Genomic DNA, 21,115 nt, shown 5'->3' with positions numbered 1-21,115 from the left:
GCAATTTGATTTTAAATAATTAATTAACTTTTTAGAGAGCTTCAAGCATAAAGTCGTAATCTCAGATTGATAACGTGAGCGTTTCAAAAAACAAATATCAGCGGCATCAGTTGGGCGTTAACACGTCGGCCATCACATGTGATGGCCGGCATTGTGCGATGAACGATTAGAGGGAGCTTTGCCAAGTCGATGGGCGAGAGTAACGTGCGCCATCTTTGACTCTAGCGCGGATGTGTTTGACATCATTAAGCTTGAAAGCTTGGCGGTAGCTTAGCCAAGGTCCTGAGTCGAGTTGGTATTCCAACTCGGCATTGGGATATAAGCTATTGAGCACTAACTGCTGATGTTCAACACGTATTCCAGGCGGTGCTATGCGATAGAAAACTCCCGCTTTTGCTAACTTAGGTTGCACTTTATTGGCGTAAACCGCGGCAAAGGTTTGCCAATCCTGTTTGAGCACTTGCTCGGCTTGGTCATTGAGTTGGCGGGCAAAATGTTGAGTTTGCTGACTATAGATTTTACCTTGATAATCATAGGCTAATTCCCATGGCGCCTTATGCCATGCCCGCTCTGCGAGGGCGACCATGCGCGGGAATAGCATGTATTCTGCTTGCTCATCCGATTGCACCATTTCGCTCCAAAGATGCCCCTGCAAGCCATAAAAACCGCGGCCAGCATGCAATTGGCTTTGAGTATCATCTGAGGTAAAGGGCTGATTAAAAGTGTTACGCCAGCGCTCGGCGTGGGCGGGCAGGTTGTCTGGCATAAAGCTAAACACCTTAAAACTGTCTATTGCCCTCGAGGCCCAATGATTGCCGCGCTCATCTGGATGGCTAGCATAGGGGAAATCAAAATAGGTGACTTCCGGCGTTGAGAGCACGACCTTCCAGCCAAGATTGACTTGCTTATGGGCGATTTGATGGCCGTTGTCTGAAATCAGTGACCAAGCGTTAGATTGCACTTGGGCGGGCATGTTTTCGGGGCGCACTTCACCCATACCATCATTCCAGCCAGCAGCAATAATCCCTTTATCTGCCAGCATGTTAGCAACGCGTTCGATAAAGTAACCATTGAGTGAGTGCAGTCCGGTTAACTCATCGGCTTTTTGTTTTTTCATTGTGATACACGCGGGAGAGTCGACCCAAGCGCCCGCGGTTTCATCGGCGCCTATGTGGTAATGCACTAAGGGAATGCCTACGGCTTGGTGCATTTTTTTGACTTCATCAATCACTGTATCGATAAAGTGATAGGTGCTCGCCAAGCACACATTGAGTGTGTTGTCGTGATAATACTGAAGCGATGAATATTGGGTTTTATCTGCAAATTCAGTCAGTAAAAACTCCTCCGCCTTAGCTTTGTCTCCCTTGGATAGATAATGGCGATAACGCGCCTCCATGGATTTTATCGCGGCGCGGGAATGCCCTGGCATGTCCAGTGAGGGGATCACTTCGATATGGTGAGCATCAGCCAGTTGTAATATTTCTTGGTATTGTGCCACGGTTAAGTAGCCATCGACGGGATTAACGTCCGCAATTCCGCTGCCTAGTTGTGGCAATAAACAGGTTTGCTCGGTTAAATCGAAACAGCGTTTTGCGCCCACATCGGTCAGTTCGGGTAAGCCGGGTATGGCTAAACGCCAGCCTTCGTCGTCGGCTAAGTGCAAATGCAGTTTATTGATTTTATAGGCGGCGAGCTGTGGAATGATGCGTTTAATAAAATCTAGCGAGTGGAAGTTACGGGCTAAATCGATGTGCAGGCCGCGAAAGGCGTAGCGAGGCTGGTCTTGGATCTCGATGGCGACCAGTTGATCGTCACTTAAACTGATCAACCCTGCGAGGCTTTGTAGACCGTAGAAGAGTCCCGCTTCACTGCCCGCTCGAATACTGATTTGCTCGGCCGTTATGGTTAACCGATAGGCTTCGCTGCTTTTAATTTCACTATCATGGGCCTCAGTGCTGGCGACGTTTGGATCTTGAGTATCGAGTTGCAATAATAACGGCGTGCCTTTGTCCTTGGCCGAAAAGCCTAAAGAATCGAGGTAATCAAACGCCGCCTGCCGGCCCTTAAAATCTACAGTCGTAGCCGTGAGTCGATAACCTTTAGCAATAGATAAGGGCGCTGAGTCTAGGCTTTGGCTGTGAAGTGGCGTGGGGATGAGTTTGCCGCTAATGTCAGGAGCCTTGTCTGCGGCTAAGGCTTGATATTGCTCGGCTAAATACTGACCATCGGCAAAGGGGGTTGCATCGTTTTTTGCCAGAAAGAATTGTTTCTCGGCATTAAAAGGCGCGAGGTAGGCTTGCTCGGGCAACCCCGTCTCTTTATTGCGCTGGGTTTGAGTACTCTTTATGAGCTGCGCTTTATCGCCCATAGCGACAAAGAAGTTTGGCATAAACTCGGAACGGGTGATTTGGCTACCTTGGCTATAAAACTCAATACGATAAACTTGATTGGCGACGAAGCCCTTAAAGCTGGCTTTAGGAGTGATTTTGTGTAAATCGCCATTGATATGCTCAATGCTAAAGTCACCCGCATCGACGAAATAAACGGGCGATAATTGGCTGAAATAAATTTGCCAGTCGCCATGATTTAACTCTTCGTTGGATAGCTGAGTGGGCAAGGTCAGCTCAATGGCGGAGCGATAGCACTGGGTTTCTTTAGCGGGACAGGTTTCAAGATAACTGGCTGTTAAATGATAATTTAATTGGAGCTTATCGGCCAATTGATTCAGGGCGACATGATTTGCCTCCTGCACGGCGTTGGCGGCCTGTACCGATGGCATAATAAATATTGAAAGCACTGGCCCCAAGGGAAGCACGGCCATTATGCCGCTGACTAAGGCCGTCTTAATCCCCTGCCACTTTATTTTCCCTTTCTGTGTTATTTGTACTTTCACTTAACTGAGCCCTTTTGTTGTAAAAACCATTGCGCGGCGCCAATGAGTGCCGCATTGTGATGTTGGCTGGCTGAAATCGTCAAGTCCGCCAGTTGGGGGCCATAGACTAAGCTTTGCAATTTCTGTTTAAGCGCTTCAATAAAGAAGGGAAAGCTTTGGCTGACTGAGCCGCCAAGGACGATATCTTTAGGATCGTATACCAGTAAGGTTTGGGCGATCATGTGCGCCAAGTGTTCACCAAAATGGGCGAAGGCTTGCAGCGCTTGGCTGTCACCTTCACAGGCTTTTTGATACAAATGTTCGCCACTCATGTGATGGTGAGTGGTGAAGTATTGCCCCGAGCAGTAGTGCTCAATTATGCCATCGCGATAACTCAAGCTGCCGATTTCTCCTGCGGCGCAATGTTTACCCGAATACAACTGACCATTAAAAATCACCCCAGCGCCCACGCCTGTGCCTAAGGTAATCCCGAGCATGTCTTGATTGCGATTGAGCACAGCTTCGCCAAGGGCAAAGAGGTTAGCGTCGTTATTCACAACAACATCCATTTCAAAGGTATTTTTAAGTTGCTGGGCTAACTGCGTTGCCGTCAACGCAGGGATGTTGAGCACTTCGAGTAAAGTGCCGCTGTGCATATCCACCATGCCGGGTATCCCGATGGAAATACCATAGGTTTCAGGCGTGAGGTGGCTGTGGATACAGGTCACGAGGAAATCGAGTAACTGTTCGAAATTGCCATCGGCGGGAACGGGATACCGCCAAGTGTCGAGTAAGGTTTTACCTTCCACCTGTGCCAACATCAGTTTAGTTCCCCCAAGGTCTAAACATAGGACGCTCATAATAGCTTATTGCCTCTCGTGTTGGTTGTCGCCATCGGCTCGTCATTCTTTGATGCCGCTTTTGTTGAAAATAGGGTGGTGTTTTTAATTAAGGGGCGAGCCGTTAGCGCGACATAACCTATGTAAGCTATAGGGATTAACAGCACTAACATCCCGAACCGTAACTCGCCGGACAGCTCACTGATAACACCAATGATCGGCGAGATAAACGCGCCGCCGATAATGCCAGTGCAGAGAATGCCAGCGAATGATCCATGATCTTGGGCGCGAGAATTGAGCGCCAGCGAGAAGATCACCGACCACATGATAGAAATGAAAAAGCCAACCAATGGGAAACAAATTAATGCTAGTTGGCTCGGTCCCCAAATCGCCACCAGAAAACAAACCAGTGAACTAAGGGAAAAACTGAGCAGCAAGATCTGACTGTCGATAAGCTTAAGTAGCAGCAAACCGAGTAGGCAGCCGAGCGTCATGTAAAACCAAAAATCGCTAACCACATTGGCGCCGACACTTAAGGTATCAAGGCCATGATATTGCGACAAAAAGACTGAGATACTATTAGCAAGCCCTTGCTCAAGTGCAACGTAGGCGGCGATAGCGAAGAAGAATTTCAAAACGGTTTTATCTTTGAAAAGGCGTAAATGGGTCTCCAGAGCACCCGCCGACTCATCCGCCAATTTATCCACTTTGGGCATCTTCACTAGGCTGGCAAAGAGCACCATGGCGAGCGCGACCACGGTAAATAACCAGTACATGGCGAGCCAACTCATGTTTTCGGGCAATAGCTGCTGCACATAGTTTGCGGATGCTGCACTTGCTTGATTTAAGGCGACAAAATGCTGGTACACCAGCGGCGCTAAGGTTGCGGCGCCGCCAAAGGCGAGTTGGGCCAGTACGGAGAAAAAGGCAAAGTGCTCAGGCCCCGCGGCTTGGCGCAGTAAGGGATTCACTGCTACCTGCAATAAACTCATGCCAGTGCCGATACAAAACAGGCTAAACATGGCGATGCTAAAGGTAGGGAGACACACAAAAGTGACGGCGCCGATAAACGCGAGGCTAAAGGCTAAGATGATCACCCGTTTTTCACCGTACTTGTCCACCAAAATCCCCGCAGGAATCGATGTCACCCCGTAGGCGATAAAAAACGCAAAGGGAAATAACCCCGCCAACGTCAGGCCGATAGCATAACTGTCAATTAACGCAGGGAAAATCGGCCCCATACTGTTGGTCATCAAGGAAATCACAAAGAAAGTGCAGAGGACAAACAGAATGATGGGTTTGTGTTTCATGTGCTTAGCCAATTGAATTAAGTGAAATTCATTGTGGACTGACACTCGCTATGGCGGTGATACGAATAGTGCCTCTGTCGATACTTTTCTCACATATGTAAATCCTGTTCGCGCTGATTTAGCTGATTTACATCAGGTGCAGTTAATACGGGCTGTAGATACTTGTAAATACTGGCGATAGATACTGGCGATAGATACGAGTTGCAGATAGCTGCTGCGGATAGGCATAGGTAAAACCGTGTTTTAGTATCTGCTGATAAAGTGTTTGCTTGTAAAATAGTTACCTTTAATTAACATTGGATAGAATAGTATTAGAGTAACGGAGTTGAGTATCACTGTAGGGCTGACTTGCTATAGACAATAGTGCGCGAGGCACAGCGATTTCGCCGAGCTGATAGGTCAAAGCTGGCATTAAAAATAAGGTCTAAGTAATTGAATAATTTAACAGGATGGAATAACGGCTAGCTTGAGTAAATGGCGTTGATGTGTAAGGGCTGATTGAAGCTAAGGTAAAGGAATGAGTAACTGGAGTTTAATGGATGAAACCTCTGTGTGAAAAAGTGATCCCCGATGAAAACAGCTCTTGGCGTTACTTTCGCTATGAATGGAACCACATGGATCTCAACTGGCATTATCACCCCGAGTACGAAATCTGCTTAACCCTCAACAGTTATGGCATGCGTTATGTGGGCGATCATATTGCCCGCTATGGCGATTATGATTTAGTGATCATCGGCCCAGACATGCCCCACGGCTGGCAATCCGAGGCTAACCTTGATGTTTTAACTGACGAGGTTTCAAAGGATGACGGTTTGAAAGGCGGCACTTCAACTGCGGTCGGTTTGAAAGAGCCCGTTTTGATGGGCTCCGCTTCGAAAAGTCGAGTGAAGGAAGTCGTGTATGTGGCGCAAATTCCCGCAGCCTGGCTGCACCAAATTGTGAATGAGCAGCGCGAGTTAGCATCCTTGCATTCGCTGTTGACCCATGCCAAACGGGGCGTGTTGTTTAGTGAGGAAACGGCGCGCAAGGCGCATAGCGTGTTTATCGCGATGGAGACGGCTAATCCCTTTAAACGCTATATTTTGTTATTGGAATTATTAGCGTTATTACAACAGGATAGTCAGCAAGAACTCTTGTCGAGCACCTTGTTCACCCACGGCAGTAAGCTCGACTTTACCGTGAAAAAGCTCGATAAAGTGATCGAGCATATCTATGACAATTACACTCAGGCCTTGTCGGCACAGGACTTGGCAAAGTTGGCGCACATGAGCACCAATCATTTCCATCGCTTCTTTAAAAAACGCACCGAGAAAACCTTAACTGAGTTTATCAACCAACTCAGGATCGCTAAGGCGTGCAAGTTATTACTCTCGAACCAGAGCCCGATTTCAACCATCAGCGATCAGTGTGGTTTCAATAATTTATCTAATTTCAATCGACGCTTTATTCAATTTAAAGGCGTCACGCCGAGTCGCTTTCGTCAGCGCTTTAGCAGTAAACAAAGGGCGATTTAACCCTTACTATCACGAATGCTTAGGCTGAAAATACTGCTCCACTAAGGTTTGGCAATAGCTTATTGCCTGCGCCGTAATGTCCGCTGAAATCGGCTCAAATGGGCGCTTGAGTTTGGGGTCGTGGTAATCCATTCCCGCTAACAGCGCATACCAAGAGGGGCGAAAGTAGGCGAGTTGCTGATCGTATTGGTAAAGCAGTAAATCAAAGTCTTCCCCTTGATACCAAGCTTTTAATAGTTGCGTCAGCCTTTGGGAAATGGCGACTTTTCTCGCTGCCACCCAATAAGGTTCGCTGCGCTGACTGGTGACATAATGGGCCTGAATGTAATCCTTTATGCCGAGCACTAACTGCATTACTGCTTGATTTAATGTTTGTCGACTTAAGGTTTCTGCCTGCTTATTTAATTGATAACGCTCGAATAATGACATAAATCTTTCAAGGGTGAACTGGGTCATCATGATGGATGTGGCTTCGAGCGGCTCGATAAAACTTTGTGCAAGCCCAATCGCCAGCACATTGTTGTGCCAAGCCTTGTCACTGACGCCGACCCGCAGCTTGAGAAAACGCACTTGGGTCGACTCGGGTAAATTTACACTGTGCAACAATTCCTTAGCCGCGGCATTGGCACTGAGGTGGCGACTGCTATAAACATAGCCATTGCCAAGCCTGTGGGTGAGGGGGATTTGCCATAGCCAGCCCGCACTGAGCGCCGTGGCGCGGGTATGGTACTTTGCCTGCTGTGCTTGAGTCTGAATGGGCTCCATTAATACAGGTACAGTAACGGCGCTGTCGTTGAGCAACTCATCTGCGAAGGATTGAAAGGGCACGCCTAGGGCTTTATGAATTAACTTGGCGCTAAAGCCGCTGGCATCGATGAAAAAGTCGGCGCTCAGTCGTTCACCATTTGCTAGGATCAGCGTCTCAATCTGCTGGTTTGGGGAGGTTGACACCTCAACCACATCAGCAATGATCTGCCGTACGCCGCGCTGGCAGGCATAATCTTTTAAGTAGTTGGCCAGCTCAGTCGCATCGAAGTGATAGCCGTATTCGTTGATGTAGGGCATTGCTTTATTCGGCCTTGGGCTGAGATTGTGTTTGGCCAATACACCGCTGGAGAAAAACGCATCGGGTTTAACGGCATTGCCATGCCCTCGGCGTCTTGCATTGGCGTTGATAAAGAAAACTTCAGCGGGTTTTACATCCATTTGAAAATAGAAAGGGTGGAAGTATTGCTGGCCGTCACCATTCCAATTGATAAAGTCGATGCCGGTTTTATAGCTGGCGTGGCATCGTTCCATCCAATCTTTTTCGCTGATGCCTAAGTTGTCCATAAAGCGTTTTAAGTGTGGCGTCGAGCCTTCGCCAACGCCGATATTGCCTATGTTGTCCGATTCCACTAAACAGAGTTCAATGGCGGCAAATACGGGGTTATTCGCGAGGGCGGCCGCTGCCATCCAGCCTGCGGTGCCGCCACCTAAGATAATGATTTTTCTGATTGCTTGTTTCACTTTCATGGCTTATCCCCGCTGTATTATCAACGCAAAAAGCCGACCCTAAGGTCGGCTATAGTGTGACTCAAGTTTAAAATTTGTAGCTGGCACCGACGAAATAACGTGAACCAAATTCGATGGTGTTTTGGGTCAATCCATATTTAACATCATAGGATTGCACCACTTCATTGGTTAGGTTTACCCCTTCGAGTGAAACATCTAAGTTCTCCATCGCATGCCAAATAATCGAGGCATCGACTTGCTGATAGCTGTCGTTTAACACGTTTTGAATGTTACCCACGCCTAAGTATTCTGAACGCCAGTTATAGGCGATACGGGCGCTGAATAGATCATCTTCGTAGAAGAGTGAGCCGTTGAAGGAGTTTTCTGACACGCCTTCAATCATTTGTTCAGTGCCATCGGGGCGAGTGCTCTTACTGTCAACATAGGTGTAGTTGGTCAAGAAGCCAAAACCGCTTTCAAAGTTATGTTGCAACTGGATTTCAAGCCCAGTCACTGAGCCGCTACCGCCGTTGGCAGGGGCTGTAACTCGGCATTTATCCCACTCGGATTCTGACGCGCCGCAACCTTCAATGTACTGCGTCGACTCAGTGACAAACACTACGTTATCAATATCTTTGTAGAACAAGGCCGCCGACAACATAGAAGATTCAGTGAAGTACCATTCGATGCCAAGGTCGGCTTGGTTCGCCTTATAGGGTTTCAAATTTGGATTACCGCCGGTCGCAGTACCAAAGTTTTTCGCTATGGCTAAACCAGGTTTGAGATCGCTGTAGTTGTTACGTGCCATCACGGAAGAGGCCGAAGCACGTAGGATTAAATCTTCTTGCAGATCGAAGGCGACGTTGATGCTCGGTAGCCAATTATCATAATTGACGGATTCATTGTAGGGCTTGCCATCGGCAAAACCGGTTGAGGTTTGGTCAGTGTTAACATAACGCACGCCAAAGTTACCACGGTAGAATTCGCCGCTGAAATCCGCTTGGGCGTACAGGGCCAACATATCCTCTTCGACAGTGAAGGTGTTACCGAGATCGGCGACTTCCACTAACTCGCCATTGGCGTATTTCTCGCTGATAAAGGCCCACCATTTGTCTTCATCTAACTTGGCATAGGAGTCGAGTACATTGCCGCCGCTCTGGGAATGTAGCCCAGACAGCACGCCATCGCTCCAGTTAGCGAGGTTGCCATTGGGCACGAAACCTAGGATTTCTGCGGGGTTACGGTTGAAGGCATTACGCTCGAAATCACTGGTGTTGTATTTAATCCCGACCGCAATTTTGTTAATAAAATCATGGTCGAGTTGATATTCGAAATCGGTCTGTGCGTAGGTCACTTTATGATCTTGCACTGTGGTTTCGTAGTTCGCCTCTTGGGCGTGCTTGAATTGGCTGGCATCGTTAGCATCTAAACTCGTCAGCACCACTTGGTAGGGACCCGTGGCGTCGTAACTAAAGCCACCATCGACACTGCCTTGACCGTTAGGGAAGGCGGGATCGCCAATTTTACCGCCTTGATCTGTCGCTGGGATCCACCAAGAAGATGAACCGCCTTGGGTGCCACCATCTGAGGTTGATTGGCCAATGACGCCACTCACCGTAAAACTGTCTCCGACGTATTTTCCGGTTAAGTTGAGTACGTCAGATTTCATATTGACCGCGTGGCGCACCACAGGGTTATAAATAATCGACGCATACGCCGGCAGAATCGTTGCCGACGCTGTGCCGCCTTGGGCGTTATTCACTACGTTGGTGGAGCCTGAACCGCGCGCGCCAACGGTTAAGAAGTTATGGTTTACGTGGGGGATATCGAGTTCAAAATTAAAGTAATCTAAGGTGAACTCGGTATTGTCAGTTGGCGCAAATTGCAGTGTGACTTGGGCGCTGGTCCGTTCACGTTCGGCTCTAAAGGCCTGCGAGCCAATGCCCCAAGCGCCAACGGTAGATTCTTGATTTTGCGCGGGATCGGCGGCGAAGTATTCATAATAACCACTGAGAGATTCCAGCACTTGGCGGCCGCTGGTAATTTTTTCTACTGAATAGGCGCCTAAAATGCCGAACTTTTCATCGTCATTTTTCCAGCTTCCGAGGAAAGAGCCACTCGGGTCTGTTTCATCGTACAGGCTGCTTTGGCTCAGTTCGCCAGCGACTTGATAGGTGTGGGCATCGAGATCTAAGGGCTTGCGGGTTTTGAGATCGACAGTACCGCCCAGCGCACCTTCTTCAAGTCTGGCAGTCGGGGTTTTATGCACTTCAACGGCGTTCACTTGCTCAGCCGACAACAATTCCATATTGAAGGTACGAGTGGCAGGACCCAAGTCATACCAAGAAGTGCTGGCAACGGTTTGACCGTTAAGCAAAATACGGCTCTGCTCTGGCGCTGTACCGCGAATAGTAACGCCGCTTACTTCGCCGTATTGCCTATCGACCGTGACCCCAGAAATTCGCTGCAGCGCATCACCGATGTTTTTATCGGGAAACTTACCTATGTCTTCCGAGGTGATGGCATCGACCGTGGAGTCGGCGAAGCGTTTGGTATTCAATGAGGCTTCAATCGAGCGACGTATGCCGCGTACTTGGATTACCTCCATATTTTCTGCCGTTGCCTCTTGTTGCTCCGCCGCGACTGCGGTTGAACTCATCCCGAATAAGGCGTTAGCGATACACAATGCGAGCAAAGAGCTCTTAAATAGTTGACCTTCTGACATGTTATAGCGTCCCTGTAGTGCTTTAGTGTTGTTTTTTTCTCCAGTTAACTTACCTGTTATCGAATTGTTGATGCGGTACTTTTCACACTAGGATTGGTATTTTTCTATTGTGTTTAACGCGAGGGCGGCGGTGATTTCAACTTGAATGCTGATGGACGATTTAACGATTTAACGATTTAACGACTTAGCGTAGAAAAGTATGGCTTGTTGCTAGGATGGTATAACTAACGCTGGCTAGATTACTCACTATAGAGATGCCGAGCGAATGAGTGCCGCCACTGTGTGCGAATTGAGATACATGGGCGTTAACTCATTGCTTTTTAATCATTAGCCTCAAACATTATCTATAGGATGAGATCATGAAACTGAAATCGATAGCCGCCGCAGTTGGACTCTGTTTAGCGAGCGTAAGTCTTGCCCACGCCAGCGATAAAACCATTTACCTCACCTTTGATGATGGTCCAATTGACGCGACTTTAGGGGTATTGGATGCGCTAAAGGATGCCAATATCAAGGCGACCTTCTTTATCAATGCATTTCATATGTATGGCGAAGGGGATGAAAACGAAGCGTTGGCGGCTGTCGCCCTACAACGTTTGCTAGACGATGGTCATATTCTGGCAAACCACAGTTACGATCATATGCTGCATAACTGCACCGATGGTGTGCAATCGGGGGCGGTTTATTGCAATCAAGTGGGCCTCTGGCCAGTTAAATCCTATCAAGATGCGGCTACCGACTTTACCTATTTTGTGACGAACACCGCCAAAGTGGTTGAACTTATCCCTAATGCCGCCAGTTATCCCAACAACAAGATGACTAAGTTGGCGCGTTTGCCCTATACCAATGGCTGGCGAGTGAGCAGTAAACTCAAAGGCGACGGCTTGTGTGCCACCTCTGATACTGTGCCGCCTTGGGACCCCGCTTTTGCTTGTACCGCTGAAACCTCTACCAACAGTTCGCAAGTTGCGGTGCAAATTCAAAACATGCTCGCCGAGAGTGACTATAAAATATTTGGTTGGGACTTTGATTGGGGCCCAGAGGATTGGGGCGTGGCTTTTCCAGCCGAATCTATGGCCGATGGGCTTGAGCTGGTGGATAAAATCAATCAAGTGATCAACACCTGTGCGGGCACCACAATGAACCCTCTCAACAGTCGCACGCAGAACTTAGACTGCAGCGATGGTTTGCACGACGGTAAAGTGGTGATCTTGACCCACGACTTCCTGTTTGAGAATGCCCATCGTGGTCAAGGGGCGACCATCAATTTGCCTAAAATTAAACGCTTCGTGGAAGAGGCGCAGCGCCAAGGATACCGTTTCGACACGCTAGATAACTATGCCCCTGCTTGGCAGGATCAGCATGATTATCAGCAGCCTGATTTTGTCTCGTATCAAGATAAAATCTATTCCTTAGTGCAAGCCCATTTCTCCCAAAGTAATTGGCAACCGAGTCAAACCCCAGCCTTGTGGAAAAACGAGAAGTAGCTAAGTGTTGGGCTGAGTATTTACTCGGCCCATAATATTCACCGAGTAAAGGACATGTTGCTGAACTTAGCCTGACAAATTTCAAAATAGCGTCACTTTTTTACACTTTACCCACTCCGCTTTAACTCAGTATCTGTAATACTGCTCCGACATTGATTTGAAGTTGATCAGTGTTAGAAAAGCAGCGCACAAAGCGCGCGATTGGGGAGAGAAAATGAGTACGTTTGTAAAGTTAACCCTAGCGGGCACCTTAGTGATATTCGCCATACTTGCCGCGGGTATTTACCGTTTCAACATGACCAATGATGATATTTATATGGTGATGGAAGATGGCCAAGTTATGCAATACGACGAGGCTATGGCACAGGAAAAAGCGCAGGCACAGGCCAATGAGGTCGAAGTGGTGACACCACTTGAGGTTAAACCGGTGGCGAATGCATCGGAAGTGATGCTTAAACTCTTTAGCTTAAATACCGCTAACCCGTTTGAAATTACCCTACCAGAGGGCGGTAAATCGGTTGCCTTGACCCATTTTATTAAGATCAAGCAAACAGAATTTGCAATGGGGGATTATCAAGACGGTGACGTAAAAGGCCGAGCATTACTGGATTATTTACGCATTACCCCGTTAAATTTCGATCCCGCTTTAGAGCCCGATACCCAGAGTAACGCGCCCATTCAAGATGATCCTAAACTGCAGACTATGCCCTTTGTGGCGCCGTTTATTGTGACGACCCAAGGTTCGGGGGTATTTTGGTATCTTGGTTTGTTTAGCCTCGATTTTGAACACAATAATTTGAAGCATTTAGGCAGCGTCGTGCTGGGCGATCGCATTGAGGTGGACAGTATTGAACCTGTTTATCCCTTCGAAGCTCCATTCAAAATTGCCGTGACTTATCGCGATAGAGCGCCTGACCAACCTATGTCTGAAAGCCCTGAAATCGTCAAAACCACAGAAGTGGCAGTGAGTGAAACTGGCATCAGTCACTTAACTCAGTAGTCAGTTGGCGTGTGCAAGGGGCGTGTGTAAGGGAAGTGTGTAAGGGAAGTGTGTAAATGCGATTATGGATCTGCGCAGGCTTGTGCTAAGTTATTTTTCGTTCCGTGAATCATGCTTGCCGCAGCGGCAAGCAATCTCGGGTAGATAGACTTGGCATAACGTTTTGACAAGGAGAGTGTCATGCAAGTTAGTAAAATTACGGGGAAATTTGATGTTAAGCTCACCCCAGATAGCACCTATGCGACTGGGGTTGGCGGCGTGACGTTAGGGCGTATGGGCTTAGATAAAACCTTTTATGGTGAGCTTGAGGGCCGCAGTCAAGGTGAAATGCTCAGTGCGATGACGTCAGTCAAAGGCTCGGCTGGCTATGTGGCGATTGAACAAGTGGTTGGCAATGTATGCGGTAAGCAGGGCAGTTTCGTGCTGCAACATTTTGGCATTATGACCGATGGGCAAAACCGTTTGATCTTAGAAGTGGTTCCCCATTCTGGCGTGGGCGAGTTGCAGGGCTTAACGGGCACTATGGCCATCAGTATCGAAAATGGTCAGCATTTTTATGAGTTCCAGTTTGGCTTTGAAGCCAGCGCTGAGCCCACATTTTAGCGCAGCTTTTATTTTCCCACTTCGATTTTTGTTTTCGCAATTTAGTCTTCCTTAGTCGAGATAGAAAACCTAGCTTGGTTAAATCTGATAATAGACATAAAAAAACCAGCCTAGGCTGGTTTTTTGTAATGCTTTGTTATAACTAACTTTTATAACCAATTAGGTCAAATTGTTGAGTCAAGACTAACTGCTTGCATTAAGACATGTTTTTTACGACTTTGATTTTATCGACAACCTTTTTCACGTCGTCGGTATTCTCAGCAATTTTCAGCGCTAACTGACGTTCGGCATCGCTAGCAACTTCACCTTTTAAGGTGACGATACCATTGGCGACATCCACATTAATCTGGGTGCCAGAAACATCGGTTGAAAACAGTAAACGGGTTTTGACGACTGTGGCAACCTTAGAATCGGTCAACGACGCGACAACGTCACTGGTGCCTTCTTTCTCATTCATTACAGTGAGTTGGTTATCGACATCTTTTACCCCGTCTAAACTTTTGATCAGTTCAGAGGCGAGGGCTTTATCAACACTGCTTTCCACTTTACCTGTTAATGTGACGTTTCCGTCTTTCACATCGGTGATAATGTCAAAGGAATTGAGGTTAGTGTTGAGCAGTAAAGTGGTTTCAGCTTTACCATCGATCCACGCATCCTTTGCCCCGTCCTTCCAATCTTGAGCCGCTGCGACATTTAAACTGATTGAACCGACAAGTAAGGTCGCTAGTACTGATGCTGTTGTGGTTTTCATAATCATATCCTCCGTTGTTTTCTCGATGTTAGATAATGCGTGAATCGTGCCAGTTTTATTAAGTTATTGAATTTAATGCTTCTAGTTGATAGTTTCGATATTTTCATGTCTCAGCGATTTCCCCTAAGTCGGTCTTTTTTACCGACAAAATGTAATTTTTGCTGGTAAGCAAAGCCATCTTTAGAGCATAAAAAAACCGCACGAATAAGTGCGGTTGAGTGTGTAAGGTTTCGCGTATGCAGTAGCAAGCCGTATTAGTACAGAGACATCATATTGATGTGCACTGATGCTAACAGCTACAAGGATTAACTGGGGTTGAGTGAACTCATACCATCGCAACTGATTTGCAACCAAGCGGCACCTTCTGCGAGCTGATTGGCAAGCTGTGGCTGATGTGCTTGCCTTACCGCTTGTTTCATCTGGATTAACACTTGTTGTTCAATGGCGACAAGTGCGGCCATCGCTTGTGCCATATGGCATTGTTGCAGCAATTTGGTCACTTGAGTATAAGTCACTGGTATTGCATGACTTAGACCATGAATAGGCTCACCAGTTAGAGGGCGCAGCTGTTCAAAACGCGTCAACATTCGTTGGTGGATATTCGCTTTGGTCGAAAAAATACGCTTAAGGTTATAGTCTTCGACGTACGTCATTGCCTGATTGTAGAATGTTAGCCCTTCTTGATTGAGCTTTATTATTTCATCAATCAAACTGATATCGGCGCGGATATCAGTCTGATGTTGCACAACATTAGACTTCATGAATGCCTCCAAATGCCAGTGTTCGGCACAGTCCTGTTTAACGGTTTGGCTTAACTAATTGCGTTTCGTTCAGCTACCATGCATATTTTGTTCTCATTTTTAATGGTATGTTAACAGGCTGATTTTTAGGCTGATATTCTCGGTTACTTGCGCCATCCTCTTAGAATATCGGCAACTATTACCGTTGCTGTTGTTAAAATTTCACGACTGACATACAGTAGCCCTTCATACACAGGGAGTGGGATAGCATGGCTCGATTGACACTTTTTTATCACCTGCAGGATGTAAACGCCGAGCAAGCTATCATTGAACTCGCCGGCGCAGCCGACTTTAATAAGCTACGCAGTGTCGATGATTTACCTTGGATAGAGCAGCTTGAGGCGAACCACATTGATGTTGCCATCATTGAGCTGTCTAGCCTTAGCCGTGAGGATTATCTTGGGCTGCTGGACAATACGGCCTTGTCTAATATCGAGTTTATTTTTCTCTCCGATGGTCAGCCGAACCCCAATCTTGATCAGTTAATGTCGAATTTTGCCTGTTATCATTTTCGTAAACCCTACGATATGACGTTGATCAGTGACATCTTCGCCGATTTTGCCCAGTATTTAGTCTCATCACCAATCCGGCCTCGGCCTTTTTCCAGCGAGCTAGACCAATATGGTTTGCTTGTCGGTTCCTCTGCAGCTATGCACAAGCTGTATCGTACGATACGTCGCGTTTCTGCGACCGACAGTAATGTGCTGATTATTGGTGAGAGTGGCGCAGGGAAAGAGCTCGTTGCCAATACCATACATCTTGCCAGCCCGAGATTGAACGAGCCTTTTATTGCAATTAACTGCGGTGCATTAAGCCCTGAGTTGGTCGATAGTGAGCTGTTTGGTCATGTCAAAGGCGCTTTCACTGGTGCGAATCGCGATCACAAAGGCGTATTTGAGCAGGCAGAAGGTGGAACCTTATTTCTTGATGAAGTCACCGAAATGCCGATTGAGCATCAAGTGAAGTTACTCAGAGTGCTTGAAAATAGCGAATATCGTCCCGTTGGCGGTGCCAAAGTGCAGCATGCCAATGTGCGGATTGTGGCGGCAACTAATCGTGATCCCATAGTGGCGATTGAGGCTGGGCAATTTCGCGAAGATTTGTATTTCCGTTTGGCCCAGTTCCCTATCCGCGTTCCGCCATTAAGGGAACGTGGCGATGATATTCTCGGGCTAGCGCAGCATTTTCTTGCCTATCGTAATGTGGCCGAAAAGCAGAATAAAAGCCTCGCTGAAGACAGTGCGCAGATGATTGCGGCATATCCTTGGCCAGGGAATGTGCGTGAATTAAAACATGCCATTGAGCGAGCCTATATTTTGGCAGATCAAGAGATTTTACCCAGTCACTTACAACTGCCACAGGCGAGTGAAATGGGGGCATCTGCCGATGACCAAGTGGTTATTCCGCAGGGCATGCGTTTAGAAGACTTAGAAAAAATCGCCATTTATCAAGCATTAGAAACCACTCAAGGCAATAAAACCGACACTGCCGAGCAACTGGGGATCAGTGTAAAAACCCTCTACAACAAGCTCAGCAAGTACGAGCAACAAGTCGAAGCGGGTGAGCCGACGGCGGAATAGTGCTGATTATCAAATTAATATTGAAACAGAACCGATTTTTGCACTATTTTTTTTGTAAATAATAACTCCTATTCTACAGCCCTTAAACAGAAAAGCGGAGATAGAATATGAAACACTTATTTACTACAGCATTATGGCTTTCTTTGACTGCCAGTAGTTTTGTAAACGCTACCCCAGCGGTAGGAAGTCTTGAAACAGTCGCTGAATTGCCAATACGACCTGGCAATGTCAGCGTCACTGCACAAGGTCGGATTTTTGCCACGGTACATCCACTTGATACGCCGTCAGGTTTACAACTGATTGAAGTTAATCGTGAAACCAATGCTTACAAAGCTTGGCCTTCAATGGATTTGCAAAAAGCTTCGACTGCCAATATGACTCAATTTGATACCTTATTAGGGATTGCTCAGGACAAAGCTGGACACCTCTGGACCGCAGATATGGGGTTAGAATTAGGTCAGACGAGGATTTGGGGATTCAACATTAAGGATGGCAGTCTATATAAACAAATTGTCCTACCACAAGCACTCGCGCCCAAAGGCAGCTTTATGCAGGATCTGGTTGTCGATTCACAAAAAGGCTGGATTTATTTAGCCGATATCGCCAACCCAGGCCTCTTAGCAGTGCGTATCGACGATGGTCATACCGTACGTTTTTCAGGTCATAGTTCGCTGCAGGCCGAAGCGGATGCAGTAATGAACATAGATAACAAAACAACATTGTTTAATGGCAAGGTTGCTAGTGTCGCGGTCAATCCCATCAGTTTATCTGCCGATGGAAGCACACTCTATTATGGTGCAATGAATGGCACTCACTGGTATCAGTTATCGACTGCGGCTTTACAAACAGGCAATAATGATAAAATTATCGCGACTGTAAAATTAGTCGGAGCTAAGCCAGTGTCAGATGGCGCTGCAACGTCCAAACAAGGTAATCATTACTTCACCAATTTGAACCACAATGCCATATCTATGTTAGATAACAAAGGTACGCTATCAACAGCGGTCAGTTCTCCATTGCTGGATTTTCCCGATAGTGTGCAATTTGGTGAAACGGGCTGGTTATATATTTCAGTGAATCAATTGCATAAAGCAAAAGCCTTTAATGGCGAAGCTGAAACAGCCAAACCACCTTATCGCATCATGCGACTCTGGACCGGTGAGGATACCGCTGCGGGTCAATAACACCTTAGCTGCAACTGCAAAGTTGCAGCTTTTCGTTACACTATGAGCGATATCGCAACGGTTATTTCCATTGATGTCAGTCGTTGGTTTAACTCGAAAGGATCTAAAAATAAGTTAGGTGTTGATTGTGTAAACTATCAATGCCTCATATTGTTACTAGCACAGGTCAATTTGGGATGGTGAGATAATTTTTGGAACAAGGAACAAGGAACAAGGAACAAGGAACAAGGAACAAGTTCAGTGACACTTAATCAACCTCCTAAGAGTGCGCTTTATCTCAAGGCGTTGAGTACCCAGTACCGACCTATACTGTGGTTTTTTGCCATTGCCTTGTTAGTGCTTGGATTGCTTTGTGCGAGGGCGGCCTGGTTACAACCCGAGCCCGTGTTACGGCTTGTGCTTGGTTGGGTGGCATTTTTTCTGTTGTTCCCTGTACTGCCGCTAGCGTTAGTTCGGCAACAATCTTGGTTAGATACCGAGCGACAGCAATTGTGGCTCGGTAAAGGTGTCTTCAATGGGAAGTTGCCTGGATTGTGGCGTTGGCGCGCCTATGCCTTTTCAGATATTAATGCTGTGCAACTCTATCTGCTACAAACAACCCATTGGCACCAGCTCGACCGTAACCGCCAAGCGGAAGATACGGTAGATCACTATCTCGCTTATTTACAAGTGCAGCAGCCTAAAGGGAGTCAACTGAAATTGGCTAACAGCACTGACAAGCAGGAATTACAGCAAGTTTTGCAGCAATGCGCGCAAGCGATAGGCTGTAAGTTTCAGGATTTTAGCAATAGTCCTCAAAAATCCCACCCCAAAGTGAGTGAATTTAATTTTATGCGAGTGCTTATTGCGCTTGTTGTTTTTATCTTAATAAACATCGCGATAGTGTCATTTATATGATTTTTGGGTCGATAGCATTTTCAGTCGATTCTTGATAAGGCACAAATACCTTAAGGGATGCGGGTTGGACTTCAATGGTGAGATCCGCGGGTTCAAAGATTTCGCCATCAATCACATATTTACACTTGGGCTGACTGCTAATGTTCACTTTTTTCGCATGGGCGTGGTGGACCTTGGTCGCGCTAGATGGCGTACCAGGTCGCTTTGAATGCGTGTCTTTATTGCCTTCCTTTACCCATCCAGCAATGGCTAATTCTGCTAGGCTAAGGAGCTTGTCTGTCGGCTCACTGCCGGCATCTAGCCAGGTAATATCGAGCAGGCCATCTGTCATGTTTGGCTCGCCATCGCCCTGTGCTAATACGCTGGTAAACGGGGCGGCATTGGCAACAATGAGGCTATGGGTGGTCAATGTTGTGGGCTCGGCATCATCTAAGCTGAGCTGTATGGTTAAAGTGACATCGGCATTGACGGCGCGCCATAAACCATCGAGGTAGGCAAACTGGCCGAGGGCATTTTTACGTTCACGGTTGGCTGATTCAATCATCTGCTGTTCAAAGCCAATCCCCACAAGTAACAAGACTAGTTGTTCATTACAACGAGCCGTATCTATGGCTTGGTAATGCCTTTGGATAATATTGTCCAGCGCCTGAGAGACAGGAATGAGCTTACTGCTTAAACCAAATAGCGCATGGCTGAGGGCGTTAGTGGTGCCTAAGGGAATGATCCCTAAGGCGATGTCGGTGTTCACTATTTCCGATGCCACCTCTGTCACTGTGCCATCGCCGCCACAGGCAATAATGATATCTGCGCCGCTACTGCGGGCTTTTTTGGCGAAGGTGTTTGCGCTGATATTTTCGCTGGTGAGTTTTAACGTTAGCTCAAAATAGGCTTTTAGTTCGTCTTGGATTTGCTCACCATATTGTTGCCATTTTCCGCCACCAGAGACAGGATTGGCGATAATCCACGCCACTTTATGGATGTTGATTTTGCCTTGCTTGAGCATGTGTTCAAGGGCGCGTAATTGCCATTTGTTTAAGCCCGCGGTTTTGCGGACTTGCTTTATCTGCTGCAATACTTCGGCGAAGTTGCGCTGTTTATCTTTACAGACTAAATAGGCGGCGAGTACCAGTACTGAGCGGCCGCGCCCCATAGCACAGTGGATCAGCACCTGTTTATTGGCGCGCACTTGGCGATGCAACCAGTTAACGGCTTGATTGAGCTGGGCACTGGTCGGCACGCTATGGTCGAGGATGGGAATGTTCAAATACTCGATATGATCTTCAAACTGCGACCAATCTAAGCCATCAAATTCGGCGGTCACATCAAGAATGGCGGTGATCTTATTGGCTTTGATTTTCTCCAGATCCGCAGAAAATAATCGGCAGCCGAGATACAACTGCTCATCTATCTTTTGCATCGACGGCACAGAGTCGCGTTTTCTGGCCCAATGATTATACAGCCGACAGCCCAATAAAAACGGAATAAAGCCCCAGCGAATATACCAAGGGATAGTGCCATCTTGGCGCTTTCTAAAAATGCTGGCGAGATTAAACCAGTAGGCTGAACCGACTAAAAATAGCGACAGGCTTGTCCAAGCCCAAATAAAGGTGAGCAGGGGAGACGTACCCGTTACTGCAAAATAGGCGAGTAACACGGCACTCATAAAGTAGAAATATTTGATGTGGATTTTGCTTAGCATACGCGCCCTCCAATGCTGTTTTTGATTTAACCGCTGCATGTTGAGCGGCTGACTGAATCGGTGAATCGCGTTGTTAACATTAGATCAAAAGGGTGGCAGTAGATATGTCTATTGCCACCCTCAAGTTAGGTTAAAGGCCAGATTAGCACTTAGTATCTTTAGCCTTAACGCCTTCTTTAACTTCTTCACAGGCATCTTCAATGGCATTACCTGCATCAGTCATCACTTCATCAATTTTTTCGCCGGCATCTTCGGCTTTGTTATCACTACAGGCGGTTAAACCTAAAGCGAGCAGTAATGCCAGTGAAGCGCTTGTCATCAGAGTAAATGGTTTCATATACATCTCCTTTTCTAAAAAAA

Annotated in this window: 16 protein-coding genes; 7 read left to right on the top strand and 9 right to left on the bottom strand. The window is 47.0% G+C overall.

Annotation, left to right across the window (positions count from 1 at the left end; genetic code table 11):
- Nucleotides 1–166 precede the first annotated feature (166 nt).
- The 3 genes from NE536_RS06530 to NE536_RS06520 all read right to left on the bottom strand — a co-directional run bounded on the left by NE536_RS06530 (nucleotide 167) and on the right by NE536_RS06520 (nucleotide 5,021).
- On the bottom strand, nucleotides 167–2,821 hold the full coding sequence (locus tag NE536_RS06530) for a family 20 glycosylhydrolase (protein ID WP_280925589.1): 2,655 nt from the start codon (nucleotides 2,819–2,821) through the stop codon (nucleotides 167–169).
- Between the two features lie 68 nt (nucleotides 2,822–2,889).
- Complete coding sequence (locus NE536_RS06525; protein ID WP_261272183.1) at nucleotides 2,890–3,732, bottom strand: ROK family protein; 843 nt, start codon at nucleotides 3,730–3,732, stop codon at nucleotides 2,890–2,892.
- Nucleotides 3,729–5,021: an MFS transporter gene (locus tag NE536_RS06520; RefSeq protein ID WP_261272182.1), complete on the bottom strand. Its 1,293-nt coding sequence runs from the start codon at nucleotides 5,019–5,021 to the stop codon at nucleotides 3,729–3,731. The genes NE536_RS06525 and NE536_RS06520 overlap by 4 nt, the downstream gene beginning before the upstream one ends.
- A gap of 539 nt (nucleotides 5,022–5,560) precedes the next feature.
- On the opposite strand from NE536_RS06520, the gene NE536_RS06515 reads away from it, so the two are divergent.
- On the top strand, nucleotides 5,561–6,535 hold the full coding sequence (locus NE536_RS06515; RefSeq protein ID WP_261272181.1) for an AraC family transcriptional regulator: 975 nt from the start codon (nucleotides 5,561–5,563) through the stop codon (nucleotides 6,533–6,535).
- Between the two features lie 9 nt (nucleotides 6,536–6,544).
- Here NE536_RS06515 and NE536_RS06510 read toward each other — a convergent pair whose 3' ends face one another.
- Both NE536_RS06510 and NE536_RS06505 read right to left on the bottom strand, forming a co-directional pair.
- Entirely contained in the window at nucleotides 6,545–8,050 is a 1,506-nt protein-coding gene (locus NE536_RS06510) for a tryptophan halogenase family protein (RefSeq protein WP_261272180.1), read from the bottom strand.
- Between the two features lie 67 nt (nucleotides 8,051–8,117).
- Nucleotides 8,118–10,754: a TonB-dependent receptor gene (locus NE536_RS06505; protein ID WP_006085196.1), complete on the bottom strand. Its 2,637-nt coding sequence runs from the start codon at nucleotides 10,752–10,754 to the stop codon at nucleotides 8,118–8,120.
- A 359-nt stretch (nucleotides 10,755–11,113) separates the two neighbouring features.
- On the opposite strand from NE536_RS06505, the gene NE536_RS06500 reads away from it, so the two are divergent.
- The 3 genes from NE536_RS06500 (at nucleotide 11,114) to NE536_RS06490 (ending at nucleotide 13,844) form a co-directional block, all read left to right on the top strand.
- On the top strand, nucleotides 11,114–12,241 hold the full coding sequence (locus NE536_RS06500) for a polysaccharide deacetylase family protein (RefSeq protein ID WP_261272179.1): 1,128 nt from the start codon (nucleotides 11,114–11,116) through the stop codon (nucleotides 12,239–12,241).
- A 214-nt stretch (nucleotides 12,242–12,455) separates the two neighbouring features.
- Nucleotides 12,456–13,241 carry a hypothetical protein gene (locus NE536_RS06495; RefSeq protein ID WP_261272178.1) on the top strand — a complete coding sequence of 262 codons (786 nt, stop codon included), beginning with the start codon at nucleotides 12,456–12,458 and terminating at the stop codon, nucleotides 13,239–13,241.
- Nucleotides 13,242–13,421: 180 nt separating this feature from the next.
- Complete coding sequence (locus NE536_RS06490) at nucleotides 13,422–13,844, top strand: DUF3224 domain-containing protein (RefSeq protein ID WP_261272177.1); 423 nt, start codon at nucleotides 13,422–13,424, stop codon at nucleotides 13,842–13,844.
- A gap of 196 nt (nucleotides 13,845–14,040) precedes the next feature.
- Here the strand turns inward: NE536_RS06490 and NE536_RS06485 are convergent, their stop codons facing one another.
- The gene (locus tag NE536_RS06485) at nucleotides 14,041–14,595 is read right to left on the bottom strand and encodes a BON domain-containing protein (RefSeq protein WP_006080940.1); all 555 of its coding nucleotides are present in this window, start codon (nucleotides 14,593–14,595) and stop codon (nucleotides 14,041–14,043) included.
- A gap of 305 nt (nucleotides 14,596–14,900) precedes the next feature.
- Nucleotides 14,901–15,356 carry a hypothetical protein gene (locus NE536_RS06480; RefSeq protein ID WP_012088704.1) on the bottom strand — a complete coding sequence of 152 codons (456 nt, stop codon included), beginning with the start codon at nucleotides 15,354–15,356 and terminating at the stop codon, nucleotides 14,901–14,903.
- Nucleotides 15,357–15,604: 248 nt separating this feature from the next.
- Between NE536_RS06480 and NE536_RS06475 the strand changes: the two genes are divergently transcribed.
- From NE536_RS06475 to NE536_RS06465, 3 genes are all read left to right on the top strand, one after another.
- Nucleotides 15,605–16,975: a sigma-54 interaction domain-containing protein gene (locus tag NE536_RS06475; protein ID WP_259544090.1), complete on the top strand. Its 1,371-nt coding sequence runs from the start codon at nucleotides 15,605–15,607 to the stop codon at nucleotides 16,973–16,975.
- 107 nt (nucleotides 16,976–17,082) lie between these two features.
- Entirely contained in the window at nucleotides 17,083–18,159 is a 1,077-nt protein-coding gene (locus NE536_RS06470; RefSeq protein WP_172591388.1) for an L-dopachrome tautomerase-related protein, read from the top strand.
- Between the two features lie 240 nt (nucleotides 18,160–18,399).
- Nucleotides 18,400–19,056: a hypothetical protein gene (locus tag NE536_RS06465; protein ID WP_012088707.1), complete on the top strand. Its 657-nt coding sequence runs from the start codon at nucleotides 18,400–18,402 to the stop codon at nucleotides 19,054–19,056.
- Here NE536_RS06465 and NE536_RS06460 read toward each other — a convergent pair.
- Both NE536_RS06460 and NE536_RS06455 read right to left on the bottom strand, forming a co-directional pair.
- Nucleotides 19,049–20,755, bottom strand: a complete 1,707-nt coding sequence (locus tag NE536_RS06460; RefSeq protein ID WP_261272176.1) for a diacylglycerol kinase family protein — start codon at nucleotides 20,753–20,755, stop codon at nucleotides 19,049–19,051. The two genes, NE536_RS06465 and NE536_RS06460, sit on opposite strands and share 8 nt — an antisense overlap.
- A gap of 142 nt (nucleotides 20,756–20,897) precedes the next feature.
- Nucleotides 20,898–21,092, bottom strand: coding sequence for a hypothetical protein (locus tag NE536_RS06455; RefSeq protein WP_006080946.1), 195 nt, complete (start codon nucleotides 21,090–21,092; stop codon nucleotides 20,898–20,900).
- Nucleotides 21,093–21,115: the final 23 nt, after the last annotated feature.

Source organism: Shewanella septentrionalis, assembly GCF_025370265.1.
Taxonomy (GTDB): Bacteria; Pseudomonadota; Gammaproteobacteria; order Enterobacterales; family Shewanellaceae; genus Shewanella; species Shewanella hafniensis.
This window is presented reverse-complemented; position numbering and strand designations above follow the sequence as displayed.